At 69.6% G+C, this 23,910-nt stretch carries 8 protein-coding genes; 5 read left to right on the top strand and 3 right to left on the bottom strand.

What is annotated here, in order from left to right; all coding sequences use genetic code 11:
- The first annotated feature begins 75 nt into the window (after positions 1-75).
- From AB0I41_RS24080 to AB0I41_RS24065, 4 genes are all read left to right on the top strand, one after another.
- The gene (locus tag AB0I41_RS24080; protein ID WP_357111591.1) at positions 76-12,372 is read left to right on the top strand and encodes a hypothetical protein; all 12,297 of its coding nucleotides are present in this window, start codon (positions 76-78) and stop codon (positions 12,370-12,372) included.
- A 60-nt stretch (positions 12,373-12,432) separates the two neighbouring features.
- Positions 12,433-13,665 carry a hypothetical protein gene (locus AB0I41_RS24075; protein ID WP_357111588.1) on the top strand — a complete coding sequence of 411 codons (1,233 nt, stop codon included), beginning with the start codon at positions 12,433-12,435 and terminating at the stop codon, positions 13,663-13,665.
- A 584-nt stretch (positions 13,666-14,249) separates the two neighbouring features.
- The gene (locus AB0I41_RS24070) at positions 14,250-15,260 is read left to right on the top strand and encodes a S8 family serine peptidase (protein ID WP_357111585.1); all 1,011 of its coding nucleotides are present in this window, start codon (positions 14,250-14,252) and stop codon (positions 15,258-15,260) included.
- Positions 15,257-16,456, top strand: a complete 1,200-nt coding sequence (locus AB0I41_RS24065; RefSeq protein WP_357111582.1) for a S8 family serine peptidase — start codon at positions 15,257-15,259, stop codon at positions 16,454-16,456. The genes AB0I41_RS24070 and AB0I41_RS24065 overlap by 4 nt, the downstream gene beginning before the upstream one ends.
- 99 nt (positions 16,457-16,555) lie before the next feature.
- Here the strand turns inward: AB0I41_RS24065 and AB0I41_RS24060 are convergent, their stop codons facing one another.
- Positions 16,556-17,626 (bottom strand): hypothetical protein, encoded by a 1,071-nt coding sequence (locus AB0I41_RS24060; RefSeq protein WP_357111580.1) that lies wholly within the window; start codon positions 17,624-17,626, stop codon positions 16,556-16,558.
- A gap of 59 nt (positions 17,627-17,685) precedes the next feature.
- Entirely contained in the window at positions 17,686-19,206 is a 1,521-nt protein-coding gene (locus AB0I41_RS24055; protein WP_357111577.1) for a long-chain fatty acid--CoA ligase, read from the bottom strand.
- Positions 19,207-20,099: 893 nt separating this feature from the next.
- On the opposite strand from AB0I41_RS24055, the gene AB0I41_RS24050 reads away from it, so the two are divergent.
- Positions 20,100-21,782 (top strand): S8 family serine peptidase, encoded by a 1,683-nt coding sequence (locus AB0I41_RS24050; protein ID WP_357111575.1) that lies wholly within the window; start codon positions 20,100-20,102, stop codon positions 21,780-21,782.
- 425 nt (positions 21,783-22,207) lie between these two features.
- Here the strand turns inward: AB0I41_RS24050 and AB0I41_RS24045 are convergent, their stop codons facing one another.
- Positions 22,208-23,632 carry a S8 family serine peptidase gene (locus AB0I41_RS24045; protein WP_357111573.1) on the bottom strand — a complete coding sequence of 475 codons (1,425 nt, stop codon included), beginning with the start codon at positions 23,630-23,632 and terminating at the stop codon, positions 22,208-22,210.
- Between the last annotated feature and the right edge of the window lie 278 nt (positions 23,633-23,910).

The following is a 23,910-nucleotide window of genomic DNA, read 5'->3' as shown; positions in this document are numbered from 1 at the left end:
GCGCGATGCCCGTAGGGCCGCGGCCGGGCGTGGGCCGCGAGACCTGCGGCCGTTCAGGTAGAAGGAGGCGACCACGTGCCGTACGAGTACAATTCGATCGAATATTCCCGGCAGGCACGATGGTTGCTGCAGATCATCACCGGTGAGGATCAGCCGGGGGCGATGGAAGGCCGGCTGCGGGCCTCCGGCGACGTGTTGCAGTCGACCGCCGATGACATGCGTGAGCTGTCGCGTCTGCTGGCGGGCGGGGTCGACCGGATCCGGCGCGGGATGGAAGGCGACGTCGAGCAGGCTTTCACGGACCGGATGCGGAAGCTGCTCGCCGAGGGCGGCACGTTGGACAATGTGTCGCTGTTTTTCGGCGGCATGGGAGAGCGTTTGCGCACCGCCGCCGGGCAGGTGCAGTACATGAAGATGTCGACGGCGCAGATGCTGGCCGAGATGCTGTTTCAGATCGCGCTGCTGATCTACCTGTCGAACTTCTTCCCGGGGTGGGCGCAGGCCATGTTGCTCCAGCGGCTCCTGGCGGCGCGGATCTTCTACTACGCGTTGCAGACGCGGGTCGGCCAGGGGTTGACGGCGTTGCTGATCAGCACCGCTCAGGAGTTCGGCCAGGACCTGCTGCTCCAGGTGATCCAGAAGAACTCGGGGTGGCGGCGGAATTTCAGCGTCCAGGACCTCGGCCAGTCGGCGGTGGGGGGTGTGTTCGGCGGTGTGGCCGCGCTGGCGCTCGCGCCGGCGGTGCAGGGCCTGCTCGGCAAGATGATGCGGGACCCGACCGCATGGCGTGGTCAGCTGTCGCGGGAGTCGCTCGAAGGAGTGGGGGTGGAGGTCCTCGCGGAAGGGGCGACGAGCGCCGCCTACGGCCAGGGGTTCGTGGTGACCCCGTTCTCGGTGACCTCGGGTCTGGCGGACTCGGTGGCGCCGTTCGCGGTGGAGAAGCTGGCCGAGGAAGTGCGCGAGCGGCTCGGTGGCTCCTCGGACGACGACGACCGCGACGACACCCGCGACGACAACCCGAGGTCGCAGGGGTCGCCGGGGAACAACGGCACGCCCCCGCTCGGGAGTGACGGCTCGGCCGACCGACCGTTGCCGAGGGAGGGCACGACCGGCCCGACACGTGACGACGCGGGGGACCGCGACCCGCGGCCGGCGGTGGTGCCATCGCGGGACGACGGTGATGACACCGGGGGTGGAGATTCGCCTCCGGTGGTGGTGCCGTCACGGAATAACGGTGCCGGTCCGGTCCGTGACGATCCCGGGGGTGGGGACCCGCCTCCGGTGCTGGTGCCGTCGTGGGACGACGGTGTCGGGCCGGTGCGTGTCGATGCCTTGGGCGACGGTCCTGGTCCGGTGGTGCCGGGGCTCGGTGACTGGGCGCTCGACGGTGGGGGACCGACGACGGTGGGGTCGTGGCCCGCCGATCCCGGTCCGGTGCTGGTGTCCGATCCCGGGTCGAACGGTGGTTGGCAGGCGTCGGGGCCGATGCTGCCCGATCGGGTGGTCGTCCCGTCGTTGGAGCAGGCGGCACTGTTCGCGTTGCCCGACCCGGCGGGTGTGCCGCCGGTGGCCGTCGGCGGTGTGACGAACGGCGTGGGGGCACCGGTGCCGCGGGTCGTCCATCTGGTCTGGGCCGACCCCGGTGTGGCGGGGCCGCTGGTGCAGGCGAACGTGCGCGATTGGGCGCAGTACGCCGGCGAGCGGGGCTGGACCGTCCGCTTGTGGGTGGGCGGGGACCCGGCCGTTCAGGGTTGGTGGAGGGACACCGGGGTGGAGGTGTCCCGGCTCGATTCGGTGACCGTGCAGTGGACGGGGGGCACGACGGGCCCGACGCCGGCGCGGTGGGAGGGGCCGGGGTGGGTGGACGCGGCGCGGTTGGCGGTGCTGCACCACGACGGCGGCGTGTCGGTGGATGTGCACACCCCGCCGGGGTCGGTGTCGCTGCCGGTCACTCCGGTGCGGCTGGGCGATCAACCGGGCAGCGTCGCGTATGTCAGTCCCGCCCCGATACAGCCCTCGGCCGGGTGGGACGCGTTGCGGCATGACCCGGTTGGTTTGCGGCCGGTGCTGCGGGAGGCGCTGACCGGACCGGCTACCGCCACCGTGCTCGCCGCCCCACCACAGCACGGTTTCGTCCGTGACGTCCTCGAACGGGTCCTGTCCAGCCAGCCCCAGCCGGTCGGCCAGCCACTCACACCCACAGCCCTCGATCCCACACCGCTGGCATCCACCCCGCACCGCGTCGACACCACCCCCGGCCAACCCCAACCCATACCCCAAGCCGCGGCCGAACCTGGGCTGGTGATGCCGACCGGTCCGCAAGGCCTGGACACCGCGATCGATGGGGTGCTGCACGACTACGCCGGCCCCGCCGGGCACGTGTTCGACCCTCGGCTGGTCGCCCAGTTCGAACCGGCCAACCCGCTGGTACGCATGGCCTCACTGACACCCCCACCCACCGTGACCGGCGGACACGACCTGCAAACCGCCGCGTTCGACGCACACGTCGTGCAGCAGGAGGTTCGCCCGCAGGAGGAGTCTGCGGTTTATGACGTGGATGCGGTGTGGGTGCATCCGTTCACGGGTGTGCGTACCCGGGCGGCGTTCGATGCCCGGTTCCGCACGGAGGATGGCAAACCGGTCACCGAGTTGACGGTGAGGGTCCGGATTGTGCCGGATGGGACCGTCACGGAGACGGAGCTCGCCGAGACTTGGGACTCGCTGCACGGTGGGGTGGAGGAGTATTTCAACCGGCCGGGGCATCAGTTCCGTAAGTACGGCACGTTGAAGGTCGCGGTGGAGCCGGTGACCGATGGGCCGGCGCACCTGCGGGTTGAGTTGTCGCACCTGCATTCGGAGATTACGCAGCGCAGGTGGCGTCCTGGTATGAGCGGTCAGGAGTCTGCTCACGAGTTCGGGCATCAGTTGGGTTTGCGGGAGGAGAACCGTCATCCCGGCGAGTCCGAGGGGTTGTTGCACGTTCCGGGTTCGTTGATGGGGAAGTTCGACGATCCGGTACCGGGGGAGGTGTTGGATGAGGCCGGGCCGGAAGGGTTGGCGGGGGGAGGGGTGCGTCAGCGGTATCTGGATCTGGTGGAGCGGCTGATCGACGCGCGTCGTGACGGTGGCCGGGTGCCCCGGTCGTCCCCGCACACCGTCGATGACCTGCCCGAGCCTCGCATGCCGAGCCTGGATGCGGTCAACCGGCGGGTCGCCCGTATGGAAGACCAGCGGTTGATCGGGCCGCTGCGTGACCTTGTCAGGGACCAGCCTCGTCCGCTGACCCCGGCGGAGGCGCGTTTGTGGGTCGACAGCACCGCCGCGTTGCCGGGCATTCCCAACCCGAGCACGGCGCAGAAGTGGGAGTATCTGCGTCAGCTGGAGCAGCTCAACCGGGCGATCCCGACACCCGCGGAACAGCAGGCTGGGATGCAGACGCCGGTGCGTCAGTCGGTGCTGGCTACCCGGGACCGCCGCCCGTGGCTGGAGGAGGGCACACCGCAACCACCCATCCCGACCGGCATCATCACGTTCGCGGACTCTCACGTCCTGCCGGCGGCGGTGCCGTCTACGCCGGGGCGCGAGCGGCCCTCGTTCAAGCTGGTCGACGAGATCGCCCAGCACATCGGCGAGCACGACGACCTTCCCGGGTCGGCCACGGACACGATCGCCGAGGAGTTGCGGGAGCATCCGGAGCAGTTCTTCGGCGAGGGGTACCGGCTGCAGTTCACCCGGGACGGCAAGGAGCGCGAGATCGTCGTGCGTGCCGCCAACTACGGCGATTGGAGCCGTTACTCGGGTGAACCGACCCTGGAACCTGAGTTCAAGACCGTTGTCAGCGCCGTTGCCGAGCGGGCGTTGACCTTGAATCGGCAGGTGGACGAGAAGGTACGGCACATCGACGACGTCCACTTCTTGGTCACCGATGTCACCGATGTGCACGATCCGGCCGGGGGAACCGTTGGTGCCAGCTTCACCGTGCGCAATGGACTGCACTGGCATCTGTCCAGGGATTACACGGCTCCGCTGGATCCGCAGGGTCTGCCGCTGGACATCGTGTTCACCGAGGAACAGCCGGTCGGGGAGGTGGAGGTCGAGGGTGTCGGTGCCCCGCTGCGTGGGGCGCCTGAGCTTGCCAGGTCGCTCTTCCCGGATCTCACCTCGAAGAACGACGCCTACCGGCAACTGCACGACTTCCTCGCGCACAAGCTGACCGACCACATGCCAGAGATGCTGAAGGGCTGGACGGACGTGCCGGGAGCCAACCCACCCGGCGTCCGGATCCGCGCGATACCGCAGGACGGCCGGCTCGCCCACACCAGCCAACAGCCCCCGGTACGGCCGCGGGCCCGTACGACCTCCCACGGCCTGGGCAACCTCGCGAGCTCGGTCGTCCACAACCTGTCAGGGTCCGGCGAGACGTTGATGCGCGACGACTCCGGCCGGTACGGCATCTACGACACCCGGGTACGGCTGGAGATCCAGCGACTCGACGGGGAGCACCAGCCCCTCGGAACCAGCGGCCGCAGCACGTACGGCATGGCATCCCCGGTAACGGTCCGGATGCGGATGGGCACCGGCGAGGCGACCCGGCATGCCGCCGCACCGACGCAGACCCCGGCACCGCAGCCGGTGCCGCCTGCGGGGGCCACGCAGCCGGTATCGCAGCAGCATCAGCCCGCACCACAGCCGGAGCCGGTGCCGGACCCGGCACGTGTCGCCGCGATTCTTGTTCATGGCGGCGACCGGGTCATGGTGGGCTTGTCCGAGCCGGTCGACCCGCATCCCGCGGTCCGCGGTGTGGGCGTGCCGAAGGCCGTCCTTCCGCACATGGTGCAGGTCCTCGCGAAGGTCAAGGGCCTGGGCGAGGCCGCGGGCGTCCCGGTTCCGCGGGAGAGGCTGCGTACCCTGTCGAAGGAGTTGCTCGACAACTATCCGCAGTTGGTGGGTGGGGCGCTGGTCGACCTGGGGAAGGTCGAGGCGCTGATCACGATCGACCCGACGCATCCGTGGAAGGTGGCCAACCCCTCCGGCTCCTTCGACCGCCCCTCGGAGCAGAGTGGTGCCTTCCTTGAAGGTGGCGACGGCCAGCCTGACGGTGGCAAGCCCGACGGTGGCTTCCACAGCAACGAGACGATCAACGGTCGGTTCCTGACCGGTACCCACAACACCACCCACTCCGGCACGATGGGTGTCACCAACGCCAACGCGGCGGTCAGCGTCGGCTTTGGCGTCGGACCCGGCCCCGTGCAGGTGGCCAGGGGTAGCGTGGCCCTCAACGCCACGATGGACAAGGTGTCGAAGTCCCTCACCGTCTCGGAGGATGCCGAGACCGGCATGGTGGAGGACACCCGCGACACCTCGACGCTGCTGGCGTACGTGCCGAACTGGCGGGTGCAGTTGCGCACCGACGTCGACATTCGCTGGGAGAACGTGCCCTACCACGCCGTGGACGGGCCGCTGGAAGAAAAGCTGCTGCTGTGGGTGAACGATCACTACCTGCGGGATGCGCCGGCCCAGACAGTGACCCTACAGAAGACGTCCGCACCAACCTTGCCGGAGAAGCCCACGGATCCGAAGCCGCGGCCGCCCGCGGAGCGGACGCTGGAGGCGGTGCAGCAGTATGAAACTGATCTGCGGGCATGGAAGGACCAGCAGCGGGACTACCTTGTCAAGCTCGGCGAGCACTACGCGGTCGAGACACCGGACCGGCCGCAGAAGCCCACGGATCCGAAGCCGCAACCGCCTGCGCAGCAGACCCCGGAGGCGACCCGGCAGTACGAGGCTGATCTGCGGGCGTGGGAGGACCAGCAGCGGGAGTACTTCGACGAGTTCGGCCAGTACTACTCGGACTGGAATCGGTATCTGGAGCATATCGACACGCTGGCCAACCATGACGAGAACCAGAGGTCGCTGCCGGACATCTTGTACGCCGCCGGGCTCACGGGGCTGCCGAGGTTGTTCGACAACATCGTCGCGGAGTTGAAGGAAGCCGGACTCTCGCTGCCGATCGGCAGCCCGCAACGTACCCAGTTGTGGCAGAAGCTGTCGAACCTCGACACGAACCTGAAGAAGGCGGTGAACCAGGAGGAGGGCTACCACTTCACCATCGCCGACAACGGACACGAGATCGCGGAAATCACCATCCGCACCACCCGGGACGTCTCGGGTGAGCAGGTCGGCGACACGACCGACAAAGCCCACATCGAGGAGGTCCGCACCGCCATCGAGGGGGTCAGCGGCAACCAGTCGATCTCCCAGGAGACGAAGGTCACCGTCAGCGGTGGCGCTGACGTGGTGCCGACGGACCTGATGAAGGTGACCGCCATGGGCTCCGTGTCGATGAGTTGGTCCAACTCGACCAACTTCGGATCCGGGCGGACCGGCCTCTGGGTGCTCGTCAGCCGGTACACCGGGTACACCAGCGGGTACCAGGTGAAACTAACGCACAACGCGACGGTCAGTGTCGCCAAGAACGCGAACGCCGACCCGAGGTCCGTACGGGAGGTGAGCGGTAGCGGGCTGTTGCGCATCCCCGAACCGGACGCCTTCAAGCACGGCTTCCCGGTGGCGGAGGAGGCGCTGACCGATCCATCTGACCCGACGGCGCCCGGAGCCATCCGGAACACCGGGCCGAAACCGGAGGACCCGAAGGCGGCGCCGCTGCCGCTGCACGTGCTGGAAGGCAAGGGCGTGGGCCACGGCCTGACCAAGGTGGACAGGGCCGTGATCAGGCAGATCAAGGAGGGGCTTGAGGGGGAACTGCGGCGTGCCGGGTTCCTGCCGGCGGACAGGAATCGTCCGTTCGCGTCGGGGAAGGGTAAGCGGGACAGCCGGATCGACAACGCGAACCTGCTGGACAAGTTGGTCTCGGAGGCCGGCTTCGATTCCCACTACGACCCGATGCACCAGGACGGCATGACCTTCACCCTGACGCTGCGTCACAAGGGCGGCTTCAAGACGTACGCCCGGGTCACGGTCAAAGCCGAACAGCATCTCGAGGGGTACGAGGACCACGAGGGCAACCGGCATTCGGAGTATCACGTGCGCCGCAGCGACGAGTACCACACGGTGAACCTGGCCATGGGGATGGATTCGGCCGCGCCTGGTGCCGGAGGCGGGAAGAGAGCCGCCATCGGCCTCAGGGCTACGCTCGGGTACAGCGGCGACCAGCCGAAGTACAAATGGTTCCGTGGCTACACCGCTGGCGCGGAGTATTCCCGCGGCGTCAACACCAGCGAGGGTCTGTTCCTCATGGTGAACCGGCCTGAGCTGCTGGAATACCCCGGTGCCGTGGACATGTTCCGGCTGCCCAGCGACTACACGGTCACCATCGAATACAGCGACAGCAAACTCGGTGTCCCCCGGCCCATCGAGGTCAAGGACGCGTTGGCCACCGTCCACCTCCTGCCCTCCTTCAACAACCCTGCGGTGGCGGGCCAGTCCACCTTCTTCCAGCCGACACCCAGAGAGGTCATCGACCAGGCGGTCATCCTCTACGTGGACAGCTCAGGCGTGACCGAAGCGATCCGCACACTCCTGCCGGACCTGGCGGGACCGGGAAAGATCAACGATGACGCGATGAGCAAGTTCGGCGGCAACGTCCTCGTCCGGTCACACCTCAAAGAGATCATCTACCACGAATACAACACCAGCCATTTCTTCGATCCCGGATTCTGGCGCGACGGCACCGCGTCGGTGGCGCTGAGCGCCGACATGCGGCCCAGCCGGTTCGCCGGCTTCACCGCCGACAAGTTCGTGATCGGCAAGATCAAGCTGTGGCTCTCCCAGGCGACCCAGACGGAGAGCAAGTCCCACGGGCTCAGTGTCACCCCGCTGTCGGTGAGCGCGGGCGGCTCGTTCCCCGAACACGGCAACCTCGACCTGACCGGGTCGGCCAACAGCAACCTGTCGTGGGGCCGGGCCACGTCCGAGTCGACCGCCCGGACCGGAGCGAAAGAGTTCCTGGAACTCGACTTCCACCGTGTCTACGCGTTCGCCACCAAGCTGGACTTCAAGCTGGACGCCGTGCACGAGAAGCACGGCAAACTGGCATGGTCGTCGATCCGTACACCGAACCAGGACACCCTCGCCGACAAGGAGATGCTCTATCTGCTCTCCGAGCACGACGCCCTGACCGAGTACGCCAAGGACAAGGTCCCCGTCCCCGATGAACTGGTGCACGACGCCCTGACGCGCTGGCACGACGGTGAACTGCAACTCAGCGGCAACACCGTCGCGGGCATCCTGGCTCGCCGGGCCAGCGACCTGGCCTTGCGCCCTGAGCTCGGAGGATGGAGCGGGGCAGACCGGTTGCCGTTGGCCGAATGGGCTCGCATCGTGCGAGAGAAGCACAACAACGGTGAGCTGTACGTCACCGGTGCCACCGCGGAACGCTTCAACCAGGCATTCCCGCGGTTCGCCATCGACAACGGCACCAACCCGTTCGCCGACCGGTGGATACCGCCGTACCTGACCCGCACCGGTCCGAAGGCGTTGGGGCACAGCGGTATCCATGAACTGACCTTCGACGCTGACCCGGCCCGGGGCATCCCGGAGAACCCGACTCCGTTCACTCTGGTGCGCGGCATGGTGGAGCGGGCCGCACCCGGCCTGCTGGGCAAACGGCCGGAGGTGTGGCTGACCGACAACGGCAGAATCATCGGCCGGCTCCAGGGCGGCGTTGACGGCCTGCAGGGGCTGCTGTCCGGCAAGCGGGAGCAGCCGCTCGTCGAGGACATGCTGCACAAGGACGGCTTCACGCTCGTGTTCACCAACCAGGTCGGCCCGGTCCTGCACGACGTCGTCGAGGTCAACATGAAGTACCAGATAACCAGCATGCCGGAGGTGAACGACCTCGTACCCGAGACCGGTCTGGAGAACTACACACACGGATACGACATCCGGGCAAAGACCGAGGCGAGCGACTTCACCTACTCCGCGGGTGCCTCGCTCACCGGCGGAGGCCCGGTCGGTCACCAAGACGCGGGCGACCCCAAGGGCCGCCTGTCCGCCACGCCAGGGTTGAAGGTGGGGGCGGGCAGCCACAAGAGTGTGACCCGCGCGCAGACGGAGACCACCGAACAGACCATCTACGACTGGACCGGGCACTACCGCGCCGACGTCCGCCACAATCTGCACGTCGAGGTCCGCCGGGTCGACATGGCGGGGCGGCCGCTGAACAACCTGCTCACCGGCATCTATCGGGACTGGGCCGGCCATGCGCAGCCGGTGGTGGAGGATTTCGCCGGTACCACGGTGCTGAAGATCCCGAAGAGCACCGGTGACGCCAAGCCGATGGTGGGTCCGCAGCCGCCGGACTACCGCGCACTGGTGGCCTGGCCGGGCGACGGGTACGTGACCGCGGTGCTGGTCGACGACGCGCCGGCCATGGCGCGCGAGCTCCTCGCCGACCTGGCCGGGAAGAAGGCCAACGATCCCGATTTCCTGTCCAGCCTGTCGCTGCCGATCGAGCTGTCCCGTACGCACATGCAGGGTCACCTGCACGAGGCGATCGGCGGAAAGGAGTACCTGCTCAGCGACAAGATCTTCCTGCCTGGCCACAGCAGTGACCGGGTGCGCATGTCGCTCGTCGGCGACCTCTACAACCCCGAGATCATCGCATTGATGAACGGTACCGGTCCGGGTGCCTACCGGAAGACCCAGGACGGGACGACATTCAGCTACTCCTCCGACTCGCCGAGGGCCGGGTGGTCCGTCGGGGCGAGCGGCAGCGGCGACCCGGCGAACGGCGGCGGCGACACGGTGGGCGGCTCGGCGGGGACCGGCGCAGACCACACCCACAACCAGGGCACCTCGCACACCGAGAACTACCGCCGCGAACAGCACGTCAAGCAGCAGGGCCCGACCTACCTGGTGCGGTTGCGTGGGAAGTTCCGGTTGGTGGCCCAACGCCACACCGTCAACCTCGTGCTTCCCGACAGCAAGAGCGGCTGGAAGTGGAGCGATCCGTTCAGTGGGGACGTGTACGCGTTGCTGACCGCCGGTGAACTGCACGAGTTGCAGCAGCGCATGGAAAACCTGCCGTCGTTGGCGGAGACCGGCGCCGACCCGACCACCTGGCCGCGACCAGGCGCGGACGCCCCGCGGCGCAACCTCGTCGAGCTGCTCGCCAGGGTCGGAAGGGAGGGGTACGACGTGTCCCAGGCGGCGGGGGAGGTGGCCCAGTCACTCCGCGCCGACGTCGGTGGCGGACCCAGGCGCTCGTCCGGCCGCCCGCGCTCCGGCCTGGTACTGACCAGTCGGGACGGGCAAGCGATCGTTCACACCTACGAAGCCACCCTCACGTGGGCGGAAAGAGAGCTGGACAGCCTCGGTAACAGCGCCCGCAGTCAGCTCGACGAAGTCCGGGGCAGACTGGCCGGGGTGGCTGGCCTGTGGAGGCTGGCCAAGGCTCGGGCGAGCGCCGACGCGGCGGCCCAGTTGACGGACGCCAAGAATTACACGACCCAGATCACCAACGAGATCACCGCGCTGCAGGGGGACTCCTGGAACGAGTCCCTCGGGCGGAGGACTCCGTCCCCGGTCGGCCTGCACCCGGTAGACGTGGGCCGCCAGGTCGCCCACGAACTCGAAACGTATGTGGACGTCCACCACACCGACGTCAACGGCGTGACCGCCAAGTACCGGATCGACCCCGATGGGCGTGTGGCCCGTCTCGGCCCCGATGGGCACGTAGCCCAGCTCGGCACCGAAGAAACGGCGGACGCCGGCGGCTCACGAAGCCTCACCGTGCCCGAAGGTCTGGCGTCTGCCCCTCCGCCGAACGCGCCCCTCCAGCAGCCGCCGGTCACCAGGGCAAGCACCACGCCACCACAGATCCCGCAGCCCACTGTTCCGTCTCCGCAACTCGTGCCGGACGTCGAGGAGATGATTGACGACCCGGCAGCGATCCCGATGACCCCCCTGGAGCCGGGCGCGGATTCGGGCGCGACGCCGGCTGCTGTAGAGGAGTCGTCGCTGCCGCTGTCGCAAGGGTCGGTGACGGTGCCGCAGGAGCCCCTCCCGGATCTGACCGAAGCCGACACCACCGTCACGCACCCGTCGAATCAGCAGTCCCCGGCGTCAACCGCGCCGCCCGAGGACGAGGGGACCGTTCGGGAGATCAGCTACGAGACCGGCCTGGGCCCCAATCCGAACCTGTACTCCGACCACGATGGCCGGTTTCGGGTCAGCAACACGACCCCGGGGGCGGAGTGGTACCCGGCGGGCCAGTTCTGCGCCTACTTGGCCACGCACTGGCTGGTCAACGGGGCTCCGCCCGGCGGACTACGCTTCGGCGACCTGAGCGAAGTCGACCGGGAGGCGGCTGTCCTCAGCCACATCGATTGGGCTGAGCGCGGCGGACTTGACGCACAGGTCGACCAGGCAAGGAACACGTTGTCCGGGCGGCGCCTAGGAACGGACCGGGTGCTCGTCGCGATCACCAACGAGACGTGGCCCCCGGGTACCCAGATCTGGCTCGGCAACGAGATCCACACAGTCGCCGCAGTCGTGGCACCCGACAACCGGTTCCAGGTCTACGACCCGAATACCGGCCGCGTGACCACGATGGCGGTGCGGGATTTCCGGGCGTACGTCAAGACGATGGGGGCGAGCGCGTTCGTCGTGGCGGAACCGGAACTCGTACCGGCGACCGCTGGCGGCGCAGAACCTCCTAGCCCGTCGCCGGAGCAGGATCGGGCGCCCGTGGACGAGGTGTCCGACCTCCTGGGCCATCCGCCTGAGGAATCACCCGTCCCTGAGCAGTCGGAGGCGGACAACCGGTTCGCGGGCCAAGCCGCAGCGTTCGCCCGTGGCGAGCCCCGCGCGTTGCCCTTCGGGATGGTGCGATACGCCGCGTCCCCCGCTCTCGACGACGCCCTGCGTGCTGTCGAACCGATGCCCGAGGACGTCGAGCAGCGGCTCCAAGACCAACAGAACCAGGAAATCGTCGGAGCCACCCGCGTCGCGCGGGTGCTGGCCGCCCTACGCGGAGTGCGACCGGGTTCGGAGCGGAGCGACGAGGCATCCGCGTGGATCGAGGAGAGCCTCGGCGGCCGGTTCCACCCGGCTGACGTGTCCGCCCTGCACACGCTGCCGAACGGATCCGTGACCGTGGTCCAGCTACGCCACGCGGTATCCGGTGCAAACCCGCCACTCCACACCCTGCTGATCGAGCGGGCGGCGGACGGCAGGCTGTACCTGATCAACGCGCTCGGAAGTACCCCGGTCGCGATGGCGCTGAACCCGGACCCCGACGATCCCCTGCTACTCGGCCAATTGCAGCTGGTGATGGACCCCGAAGGCAGGCTGTGCTGGGCGTTGCTACCCGACCGGCTGCCCATGCCGTCCGACCACAACGACCGGTGAACCGCCCGTCGTTTCGGACGTTGTGTCTTGTGGAACAGGGCGCACCTGAAGGAGACGTCGATGACCGATGCACGGCGCCGATCGTGCCCCGCCACGATCGCTGCCCTCCTGGTCGTGATCGCCGTGGCATTCACGGTGCCCGTCGGCGCGGCCTGGGGCGCACCGACTCCGCCGCCGCACGGCGCCGGCGGCAGGTTCTATGTGGTGCGGCCCGCCGACAGCCTGTATCAGATCGCCCTGGATACCCTCGGCGACGGCCGGCGGTACCGCGAAATCGTGGCGTTGAACAAGACGCGGACCCAGGCAGACGGCGGCGCGCTGACCGACCCCATGGTGGTGCGCCCGGGCTGGGTGTTGCTTCTGCCATCCGACGCGGCCGGTGTCGGTGTCCGGGACAGGGAACCCCCCGCCGCGTCGCCACCACCGCCGGTGGCGGTCGGTCGGCCGGCCGGTTGGCTGCTGTGGGGTGCGCTGGCGACGCTCGCCACGCTCACCGCGATGCTGCTGCTCGTCCCTCGCGTACGAGCGGTATGCCGACGCACGATCGGCGGCGTCGCACGCAGAACAGCGAATTGTGGGCGCGCGATTCGCCGCGTCGTGCGTAGAACCGTGGACCTGGTGGCAGCGGCGGCGCGGCAGCTGGGCGCACGTCGGCCTGCTTGGCGGAGACCGACCAGCAGCGCTGGCAGCGCCGCGGCCGTCGGGTCGACCACCGAACCGCAACCCGCGCCGACGCCCCCGTTGTCGGTCGAACTCCTCACTGGACACGGGCGGATCGACGTACGGCTGAGCGCGGTCGCCCGGGACGGTGGACCGGCCTACCGCTGGCTCGGCTTCTTCGACACTCCGACTGTCTCCACCCTGCCCGTCGTGCTCGGCGTTCACGACGACGCTCTCCTGCTCATCGATCTGGCGATGTGCCCGGACGTGTTCACCGTGACAGGCAAGGCCGAGGACCTCCGGCCGTACGTGGCGGGCCTGACCCGCCAACTGCTGGCCTACCGGCATCCCGTTCATGTCGTCGGCGACCTGCTGGGCAGTGACCTGCCCGACGGCTGCGTCATCGTCGACGAGATGCCGGAGCTGGGTGAAGGTGAAGGTCGGACCGAGGTCGTCATCAGCGGTGCGCTGCCAGCTCGGGGGCTGGCCGCCGCCCGCACGGCCATCCGGTCAGGCAGCCGAACCGCGCTGGTTGTCGTCGGTGACGTTCTGCCGTCGCGTTGGTCGGTGGCGGTACGGCCGGTCGGGCCGGAGGCGGCAGCGCCAGAGACCGCATCGGCAGGTACGCAATGACGACTTTCTCATCGCTGCGCGGACTCCTGACGGCGCTGGCCCTGGCCGCCGTTGTGATGATGACCCTGGCAGTGGGTACGTCGGCCAGCGCCGAGCCGCCCGGCGACTACGTCAAATTCACCGTGGTCCGGGAAGCCGCCGCTGGGCGGGCGGAGACCCTGTCAGAGATCGCGACGAGCCTGCTGTCGAATCCGGGACGGGCCGACGAGCTGTTCCGGTTGAACGCGGGGCGGGTGCAGAGCGACGGTGGTGTCCTGAGGGACGCCGATACCCTGCACGTCGGTTGGACGCTGGTGCTGCCCTGGGACGCCTCCGGCGACCGGGTGCGGTACGGGATGATCCTGCCGTCCGGTCCGCCGGTCGCAGCCGCCTCGCGCAGCCCAGCTCCGGCCGTGCCGCCAAGCACGGTCACCGGTGCGCCCGCCTCGTCCAGGGCGGGTAGGGTCACGGACGTCGCGACGGGGGACGACAACCCGGGACGGTGCGCAGCCACCCGGGCCGGCGTCCAGGCCAGGTCCGTCGACGAGTGGGGTCACATCCGACTGGCCCCCGAGAAGGCGTGGCGCACGACGCGGGGTACGGGCGTGCTGGTCGCAGTGGTCGATTCCGGTGTCGATCCGGGTCGGCCCGAACTGTCCGGCCGGGTCCTCCACGGCGCGGACGTACCGCAAGGCAACGCCCTCGGTAGCCGCGACTGCACGGGGTCCGGGACTGCCATGGCCGTCCTCGTCGCCGGCGAGTCGGTTGTCGGCCGGCCGGCCGGCGGCGTCGCCCCGCAGGCGGGGATCCTGCCCGTACGGGTGGTGCATGAGGCGGAGCCGACGGCTGCGGATGACGTGGTGAGCGGTATCGTCCTCGCGGTTGCGGCCGGGGTGAAGGTCATCGCCATCGGCGCCGCCGTGGATGTGTCGATTCCCGCGGTGGTCGAGGCGCTCAATGCCGCAGTGGCCCACGGCGTGCTCGTCGTGCTGCCCGCCCGCACGGCTACCGGCCACGGCCCGGCTGCCGGAACCGCGGGGCCGTCCGCCACCGCCCGCCCCGGCATCCTGCGGGTCGGGGCCGTCGGGCGGGACAACCGACCTGTTGCGCCGTACGTTCCCAACGGCGTCGATCTCGTCGCTCCCGGCGTCGACGTCTCGGGACCAGATCTGACCGGCTCAGGGCCGCGTTCATTCAGCGGCAGCGAATACGCCGTCGCGTTCGTCGCCGGGGCCGCAGCGCTGGTCCGCTCCGCGCACCCCGGGCTCGGCCCGGCTGAGGTCGCGCAGCGCCTCACCGCGTCCGCGGACCCGCAGAGCACCGCCCTGCCTGATCCGGGCAGTGGCTGGGGGATGGTGGACCCGGCCTCGGCCGTCGGCGATGTCGCCGAGATCCAGTTGATGCCGTCGACGGGGCCATCCAGGCCCGATGACTTCGGGCCGCTGATCTGGACTGCCGTACTCGGCGGGCTTGGGCTCGCCGCCGTGGGCTTGCTGACCGTGACCCGGCTTCGCCACCGTCGACGCGGCAGGGTCGCGGCCGGGAGCGAGCCACCGCAAGGAGCAGGGCCGGAACCATCGACGCAGGGCATCACCGCCGGCGGTGACCCGCCGTGACCCGCAATGGAGGTATCGCGCTCACCGCCGCGATCCTGCTCGGTGTACTTACGTGCGGGCTGTTGGGCGTGTCGCCGGCCCGAGCCGACGGCGTTGCCGAACTGCCCGAGTTGCCGGTGCCGCGGGACCGGTGCGTCGAGGAATCGGCCAGAGTGCTCACGCAGCGGTCGTGGGCGCAGGACCGGGTGGCGTCGCGACAGGTCATGCCACTGACCCGCGGTCAGGGCGTGGTGGTGGCCGTCCTCGACACCGGCGTGAGTGCCATCGCGCCTGCTCTGCGCGGCGCGGTCCTGCCCGGGATCGACGTGGTCGGCGGTGGCTCCGCCAACCGGGACTGCTTGGGGCGGGGGACCGCCCTCGCCGGACTCGTCGCGGCCAGGCCGGTCGACGGCACGTCGTTCGTCGGGGTGGCGCCCGCCGCCACCATCCTTCCGATCCGCATCGTCGACGGCCGGGGCGAGATGCCATCCGGCAGCATCGCCCGGGGGATCAACGCCGCCGTCTCCGGCGGTGCCGACGTCATCCTCCTCGGCACCGGCACACCCGGCGCCACCCCGGACCTCCAGCGCGCGGTCGGCGCCGCCGTCACCCACGGCGCCGTCATCGTCGCGGCCGTGGCCACCGCCGCCGACCGTGCCGACGCCCCTGTGGTCTGGTACCCCGCCGCGTATCCGCAGGTCATCGCGGTCGGCGCACTGGACCCGCAGGGCCGGATCGTCGGCCGACCAGCGGAGAACTCGGGCGTCGACCTTGCCGGCCCGGGTGGCGGCGCGGCCAGTATCGGACCCACTGGTCGGGGCCACTACCGCGTCGGTGGCAGCGGGGTAGCCGCCGCCTACGTCGCTGGCGTGGCCGCGCTGCTGCGGTCCTACCAACCCGACCTCGACCCGAATCAGGTGCGCGAGCGGCTGGTCCGAACCGCTGAACCGGCGAGCAACAACAGCATGCGCCGATGGGTCGGCGCGGGAATGGCCGACCCGCTCGACGCGCTCGCCGCCACCCGAGTCGGCGCGACGCCGTTCCGTGAACTGCCGGCGCAGCCCGTTGTGGTGCCCCAACCGCCGCCCCGCCCGCGATCGGTGGCGCTCGGCCTGACCCTCAGTGCCGCGACGGCGCTGGCCGCAGCGTTGGCGTTGGCGGCCATCGCGACAACCCGGCAGTGGCACCGCAGGCGAGCCCAGAGCCGGCCACGGTGACCGCCAGAACACGCTGCCCCTGAGCCCGCTGTGGCCGTAGCCGAGAACCCGCGCGACGACCCCCTGCGGTAGCTGGCCCGATCCTATCCGCTCGCAGTGTCAGTCGACGTCGCGGCGATACAGCGCCGACAGCGCCCGATGCACCGCCACGAAATCCACCGCCGGCAGCTCGTACTCGCGCCGGCGAATGGTGTCGAGCAGATCGCCATGCGGTGGCAGCCCATACCACTCCAGGTAGTAGGCCGCCGCGTCACCCCAGATCCATTCGCCGTCGGTTCGGTAGGCGACCGGAACCTGCGCCTCCTGCCGCGGGTCCAGAACGTCGGCGGCGGTGTGGTGGGCAATGAGTAGTGGGACGCCGGCGTCGAGGTACGCCAGAACCGCAGAGCGTTCGGGCCCGTCCAGCCCGGCGCCATCGCCTGCGGACGCGGCACGGTGAGCGCCAACGAAGTCGTCGGGCAGCGGTGCCATGCGCGGAGGTGGCGCCGTCGACGCGGTCCACAGCAGAGCCGCGCACTCGAGCGAGTTGCGGTGATACGCCGGCAAGCCGCCGTCCGGATCGTCGAAGACCTCGACCTGCGGGCTGGACTCCCCACCGTCGGCGAGCGCCCGCCGTACGTGTTCGGTCACCTGGACGAGCGCGGTGTCGGCGAGGATGAGGTAGAGCCGCCGTGGCTGTGCCGGAGTGGTGCCGGGCGGCGGGTACCGCCAGCAGCGCCACAATGCCTGCGGACGGCCGGGCGCGGCGGCGACGGCCGCGACGGCCGTCCGGTCCAGCGCGTCCGTCTCCGCATAGTCGCGGGGAGGAACGTCCGGCGGCCGGGTCAGGTCCAGCGTGAAGGGGATCGTGCCGCCGTGCTGGGCAAGGACATCCGGCCCCACCGGCGCCGCGCCGTATGCCGGCGCGCGCGGCTCACGCGCGGTGGCGAGCACGAGGGCGTCGACGTCTTCGCCCGCGTCGACGAGCACCTGCGTGAGCAGCGCGGCGTCGGGCTCGCGAAGGACAAGATCGTGAACGATGGCGGCGTAACTCACGGCCTGTGCCACCTCGGCGCACAAACCGTCGGCGAGCCAGGTTCGGCAGTCCGTGACAACCACATCCGGGAGGCGCCCCGCCAGCCGAAGCAGCATGCGGTGTAGTTGGTCCTGCGGGTCGGTCATGATGGCCATCGCGTGGGGTGATCGGGCCGGCGTCGGGCTCAGACGGGACACAGCCAAACCTCCATGGATTACCGCACGCGTTGCTGGCGCAGCTGTCGCTTGAGCACCTTGCCCGCCGCGGAAACCGGCAGCTCCGTAACGAACTCGATGTCGCGGGGAATCTTGTACCGGGCGAGGTGCTCCAGGCAGTGCTCGCGTAGTTTGCCTGCGTCTGTCCTGCCTGTGTCGCTCGGCACGACGACGGCGTGCACGCGTTCTCCCCACCGGTCGTCCGGGAGGCCGATGACGGCACTCATGGCAACCCCGGGGTGCTGTGCCAGTACGGCTTCGACTTCGGCCGGGAACGCGTTCTCGCCGCCTGAGATGGTCATGTCTTTGATGCGGTCGACGATGAAGAGGTAACCACGGCCATCCAGATACCCGGCGTCACCGGTGTGCATCCACCCGTCGCGAACCGCGGCCGCCGTCTCCTCCGGTCGCCCCCAGTAGCCGGACATTACGTGCCCACCCCGCACGATGACCTCGCCGACCGCCCCGGTGGAAAGCTCCGTGCCGCCAGGACCGACCACGCGAACTTCCGCGTGTGGCGCGGCTCGGCCGGCCGACCCAGCGATACCCGGATCATCGTGGTCGGTTGGCAGCAGCAACGTCGCGACTGGAGCCAGCTCGGTCATTCCGTACGCCTGGACGAAGCCGGTGTCACGGAGCGCATCGCGGGTCCGCGCCAGGAGGCTGACCGGCATGGGGGCGCCGCCATACACCAGATGCCGCAAGCTGGACACGTCGTACTCCCCCCTGCGCAGCGCGTCGACGAGCAACTGGATCATCGTTGGCACGAGGAGGATATCGGTGATGCCGTGGTCCTCGATCGCCGTCAGCACGTCGGTGGGCGTGAACGCCGGCAGGATCACGTGGGTTCCTCCGGTGATCAGGGCGGCCGTCCACACCGCGAGGCCGGCGAGGTGGAACATGGGCGCGGTGTGGAGGATGCGGCCTCCCGGCGTGACGAACTGTCCGGTCGCCAGGCTGCCGAAGGCGGAGGTGAGCATGTTGGCGTGGGTCAGCATGACCCCCTTGGGGCGCGCTGTGGTGCCGCCCGTGTAAAAGATGCCGAACAGGGCGTCGCCGCCCCGACAGCTGTCCGGCATCGCCGCGCTACCCTCGATCAGCTCCTCGTAGCACACGGTGCCAGCAGATGCCGCTGTGTCGCCCATGACCACGGTACGCAGGTTCACCAACTCGGGCCGGGAGTCAACGACGGGGAGGAAAGCCGCGTCCGCAACGAGGACCGACGCGTCGCAGTCCCGGAGCGCGTACGAGATCTCCGACGGACTCCACCGGTAATCGATCGGCATGACGACGGCGTCCGCCCACGCCGCAGCCAGCAGACTCTCGTGGTACTGGTCGGAGTTCGGCCCGAGCACCGCGACCCGGTCACCCCGGCGGACACCGAGCCCGCGTAGCCCCGCGGCCAGCCTGGCCACCCGGTCGGCAGACTCGCCTACCGAACGCACCCGCCCACCACAGATCGTCATGGGTCGGTGCGGATCCTGCTGGACGAGCCGATGGAGCGCCTGTGTCACGTACATTCGACCCACCCGTTCACGCCGAGCGGTTGCTGGTCCAGCTGCTGCCGCTGGGGGTACCGCGGCGCGACCAGTATGTGTCATAGCCACCGCATCTCTTGCTCCGCCGCGCGCCTCGAACGTGCGCCCGAAGGGCCGAGGACGTCGCTTCGCCGGGCACGGCATGTGCGGCCCTCGCGTCCCATCCGTCTCCACCTCCGTAGCCTGCCGTCGAACATTCACGACGTACGGGAGGCCGCGGCGGTTCTCCCACGCAGTCAGTGACATCCGTCGCCGGGCAGGTGGCGCGTCCGTGTTGTTACGTGCCGTTGCAATGCGGTCGCTACAGATAGGGATCCCTGCCGAGCGCAGGCCCCGCGGCTGCCTCTGGCGGAGACTCGTACGCCATACGGACGGCCGCGACCGCCCACTGCATCCGCGCTACCGCCGTCGTCGGATCCGCCCCGTATGCCCAGGCGGTCCGCTCGAGACATCCTCGTGGGCCGACGCGCGCCAGCGTTGTGTCGACTGCCTGCCGGATGCTTGCCGGGGCATGCCGTTCTGAGGGCTGCGTGAGGGAAGCGAACAGTGCCTCGGCGCGAAGGTGAGTGATGTCCGCTGTGGGCATCCCCGTCTCCTTTCCTGTGGTGGCCGGCGATTCCCGGCGACCTACGTCACACGACGACGACGGGGGAGGGGCGGTTTATGATCTGCTCCTTTCTGTCTTTCTGTGCGTATCGGCGCAGGCCCCTGCGCCGCTGGGAGCCGTCAGAGGCCGGCAGCCGCGCGCCGAGCGAACCGTCGCGGCCCATCTGTCCTGCCTGCCTGCCACAGACGTTTGAACCCCCGGCAGGAGTGCCGCGTAGTCGGACCGGACAGACGCCTTGGTCCGAGGTGCAACCTGAAGGAGGAAACCGGTGGCGGTCAACGCTCGCGTCTGGGCGGTCGTTGTGTTATGTCTGACCCTTGCCGGCGGCGGGCCGATGCTGGTCGCCGCCAAGCCTGCGGAGGCGAGCCCACGCCTCCAGGCCCGGGTCGGCGAGTACGTCAAGTACTACGTCGTGCGGCAGGCATACCAGGCGAAGCCGGAGAACCTGGCCGAGATAGCCGAGCGGTTTCTCGGTACGGCCGACCGAGACACCGACATCTACCACCTCAACGCTGGGCGCAAGCAGCCAGACGGGGGTGCTCTGAGCGCCGACCACAAGCTGCGGGCCGGTTGGTCGCTTGTCCTTCCCTGGGACGCGAAGGGCGACGGAGTACGGTACGGCCTGCTGCCCACGATCACCCCGACGCCGAAACCGTCCGCCAGCCGCCCGCCGCATTCGCCCACGACACCCCCGGTCGGGCCCGAGCTACCCGTTGCCGCTCCAACACGTTCGTCCGCGAGGTCGCTCGCTGGGCGAGGCACCTGCACAGCCACCCAACCGCAGAAGCTGCGTTCGGACTGGGCCCGCCGGCGGCTCGCGGTGGACCAGGCTTGGGAACGCACCCAGGGGGAGGGAATCCTGGTTGCGATCGTTGACTCAGGTGTGGACGCCGGGCTGCCCCAGTTGGCCGGTCGGGTGACGCCCGGTGCCGGCATCCCGTCGGGCAGCGGTCGAGGGGACATCGACTGCTTGGGATCCGGCACAGCGATGGCAAGCATCATCGCGGCCCAGATGCGGACCGACAAGTCCACCCCGGCGCCCGGTCAGGTGGTCGGGGTCGCCCCGGCGGCGAGCATTCTGCCGATCCGGGTGGTGACCGAGGTGCCCAGGTCCCAGCCTGCGGACGCCGCCACTGCCATCCAGGTCGCCGTCTCCGCGGGAGCAAAGGTGATCGCACTCGGCTCCTACGTCGACGTCTCCGATCCCAGCGTCGTCCGGGAGCTGACCCAGGCGCAGGAACAGGACGCAGTGGTAGTGGCCGCAGCGATCACCGAGCAGCGGGGCACTTCCTCCAACCCGGCCACGCCAGCATTGCCAGGCGTGCTGTGGGTGGGCGGCGTCGATCCCGAGGGGCAGGCGGTAGCCCGCTACCGGCCGGGCCGGGTGGACGTCACCGCCCCCGGGATCGATGTGGCCAGTCTCGGTGCCGGCGACCCGACAATACGGGCGAGCAGCGGCAGCCAGTACGCTGTCGCCTCCGTCGCCGGTGTGGTGGCCCTGGTCAGGTCAGCGATGCCGCAGCTCGACGCTGCCCAGGTCGTGTTTCGGGTCAAGGCCACCGCGGACGGTGTGACCGATGTGCCGGACTCGGCCCGGGGGTTCGGCATGGTCAACCCGAAGGCGGCCGTCACCGTACAACTGGCCGAGGAGGGGGCTGCAGCGCCAGCCGCGCCTGGAAAGACCAGCTCCGGCACGGTGCGGCTGATCGCGATTGCCTTGGTTGTCCTGCTCGGCGCGTTGGCGCTCATGCTGATGGTCCGCGGTACCCGCCTTCACGTCAGAAGGGGCCGGTCATCCCAACTGGTGCCGCCGGTGATGGGCGCATTCCGGATGCCGACGCTGGCCCAGGCGAAGGGGAGGAGGCCTCTGGGACCAGACGAGGCGACGCGTGTCGCGGCCGACGACGCGACGGTCGGGGGGCAGGGCGGGCGTCCACCGAAGGGCGCGTGACTGGGCGGCAGGCAGCGACGCCCGCCCCGGCGCCGGCGACTTCGATGCCCAGGAATCGGAGTGGCCCAACCGCCCTCCATGACGCATGTCGACTTCCGGGTCCCGCCGGATGTCCCATGGGCCGGCGCCGGGATCCCGGGTCGCGAGCCAGGCCGGCCTTGGTGGCCTCGGATCGCGTGAGCTCGGCCTGCCCTCTATCCACCCGCCGCCGACTGTGGTAGGTGGACGCAACAGGTGAACCGGCGGTTTGGTCTGGCCGTTGTGCAGGCAGGAGCCCTCGTCGACGCGTTGCCAGTGGGCCGCGGCGGCGGGCGGACGGCGGGTTGTGCCGGTGGCGGCCGGCACATCCTGCTCTCTCCGCAGGCGCCATCCCTCATGGCGTTCTCGGCATTGGCATGCCGGCCAGCGGTGCGCGGACGCCGAGATCAGCGCGGGGTGGACAGCATCGTCCGCAGCCACACGGGCGGACGCCGAGAGCGGCGACCAATCCGCAGCAGCAACGCCAGCGTGCACAAGGCGGCTACGAGGACTGGAGCGTGGCTGGAACCCGACCCGTTCTGGAGCTGACCCTGCTGCCTGCCGGTTTCCGACCGAGAGTCGACGCCGAGCGCGGCGCCAGGGTCGATCAACCCCCAGCCTTGGCGCAGGTCTGGGCCGTCATCTCGGCGACCGGCTGTCCGCATGATCCGGTTCGCAGCTGCGGGTGCTGACAGCCCGGGCTCGCTGGCCCGTAGCACCGCTACCAGGCCGGCGACGAACGGCACCGCGAAGTCTGCCCCGGTGCCTTCGACAAATCCCTTGCCGCCCAAACCCAGGCTGAGGACACGTACGCCGGGGGCCAAGACATCGACGGATCCGGGTGGGTGCTCGCCGACCGGCTGGTCGTCCGCGCCGGCGGCGCCGACCTGCAGCACTCCCACCGGCGACTTGGCACCTGGCGAACCGCTCGGCGGTGCCGGCGTCACCACCACCGCGTCGTGCAGGGTCGCGAGCCGGACCGCATCCTGGATCCGTGCATCGGTCAGGTCAGCAGGCACTCCGATGACGACGACCTTGGCTCCGTCCGCAGAGGCGCGTCGGAGGCCTTCCACGATCTCGGCCGGATTCGCTGTCCCCCCGCGGGTGTTGAGCCGGATCGGCAGGATATTCGCCTCCGGAGCGATACCCACCAGTCCGCGCCCTGAGGACGGCCGCGCCGCGATGATCGCTGCAAGGGCGGTCCCATGTCCCTGACAATCCTGGTCCCCTCGCCGGCCATTACCGGTCACGTCGAAACCGGCCAGGACCCGCCCGGACAATGCCGGCGCGCTGGCGTCAACCCCGGAATCGAGAACCGCCACGCTGACGCCGCGGCCTCGGCTGCGAGCCCAGGCGCTGTCCGGCGCGAGGCGGAGTTGTGCCCACGAGAGGTCAGGCCCGGCCCAGGAACTGCGGGCACCGCAGCGCTCCTGCGTCCTGTCGATCGGAGGAGGCGATGGAGTCCGCGCTGCCGTACCTGGGCGGGAGAGAGCAGCGACGGGTGGTACGCCGTACCGGACGCCGTCGCCTGTGGCGTCCCAAGGCAGCAGTAGGACCCAGCCCGAACGCACCAGGTTCGGGCTGCTCAACCGACCGCCGTCGGGCTGACTGCGGCCCTGATTGAGATCGAGTAGCTCGCGGTACCGCTCTCCGTCGCCGAGGAGCCGCGCCGCGATGTGCCACAACAGCTCAGGCCGTCCGTCGCTGTCGGTCCCGACCACGTAGTACTTGACAAACATCAGGCCCGGCGACTGGCGCACGTTCGAGCCCAGCCCTGTCGGCGTGGGCGAGGGCGCGGCGGCGGCCGGGCCGCCCATCGCGGTGACCAGCAAAGCACAGGCACAGGCCGCAGCGAGCCGGCGCGCAACTGCGACTGGTGACTGCGTTGTCGCTCGCTTTCTGAAGGACACAATCCCCATCGCCTAGTGAGATCCCAGCCACACGACTACGGATCATCCGACCCTACATCCACGGCCCCGGCGTTGTTCCGGCTTGAGGTGTTCTGTCCAGGTTGAGGACCGGGCAGGGCTGGAGTTGTGGGACGAGCGCGACTCTGATGATCTTTCGGGTGTCTAGACCTAAAGATCGTTCCAGGAGTCGCGCTCGTGTC

The sequence above is a fragment of the Micromonospora sp. NPDC050200 genome (genome assembly GCF_040656135.1).
GTDB lineage: Bacteria > Actinomycetota > Actinomycetes > Mycobacteriales > Micromonosporaceae > Micromonospora.
Note: the sequence above shows the minus strand (reverse complement) of the source record. Positions and strands in the feature narration are given on the sequence as shown.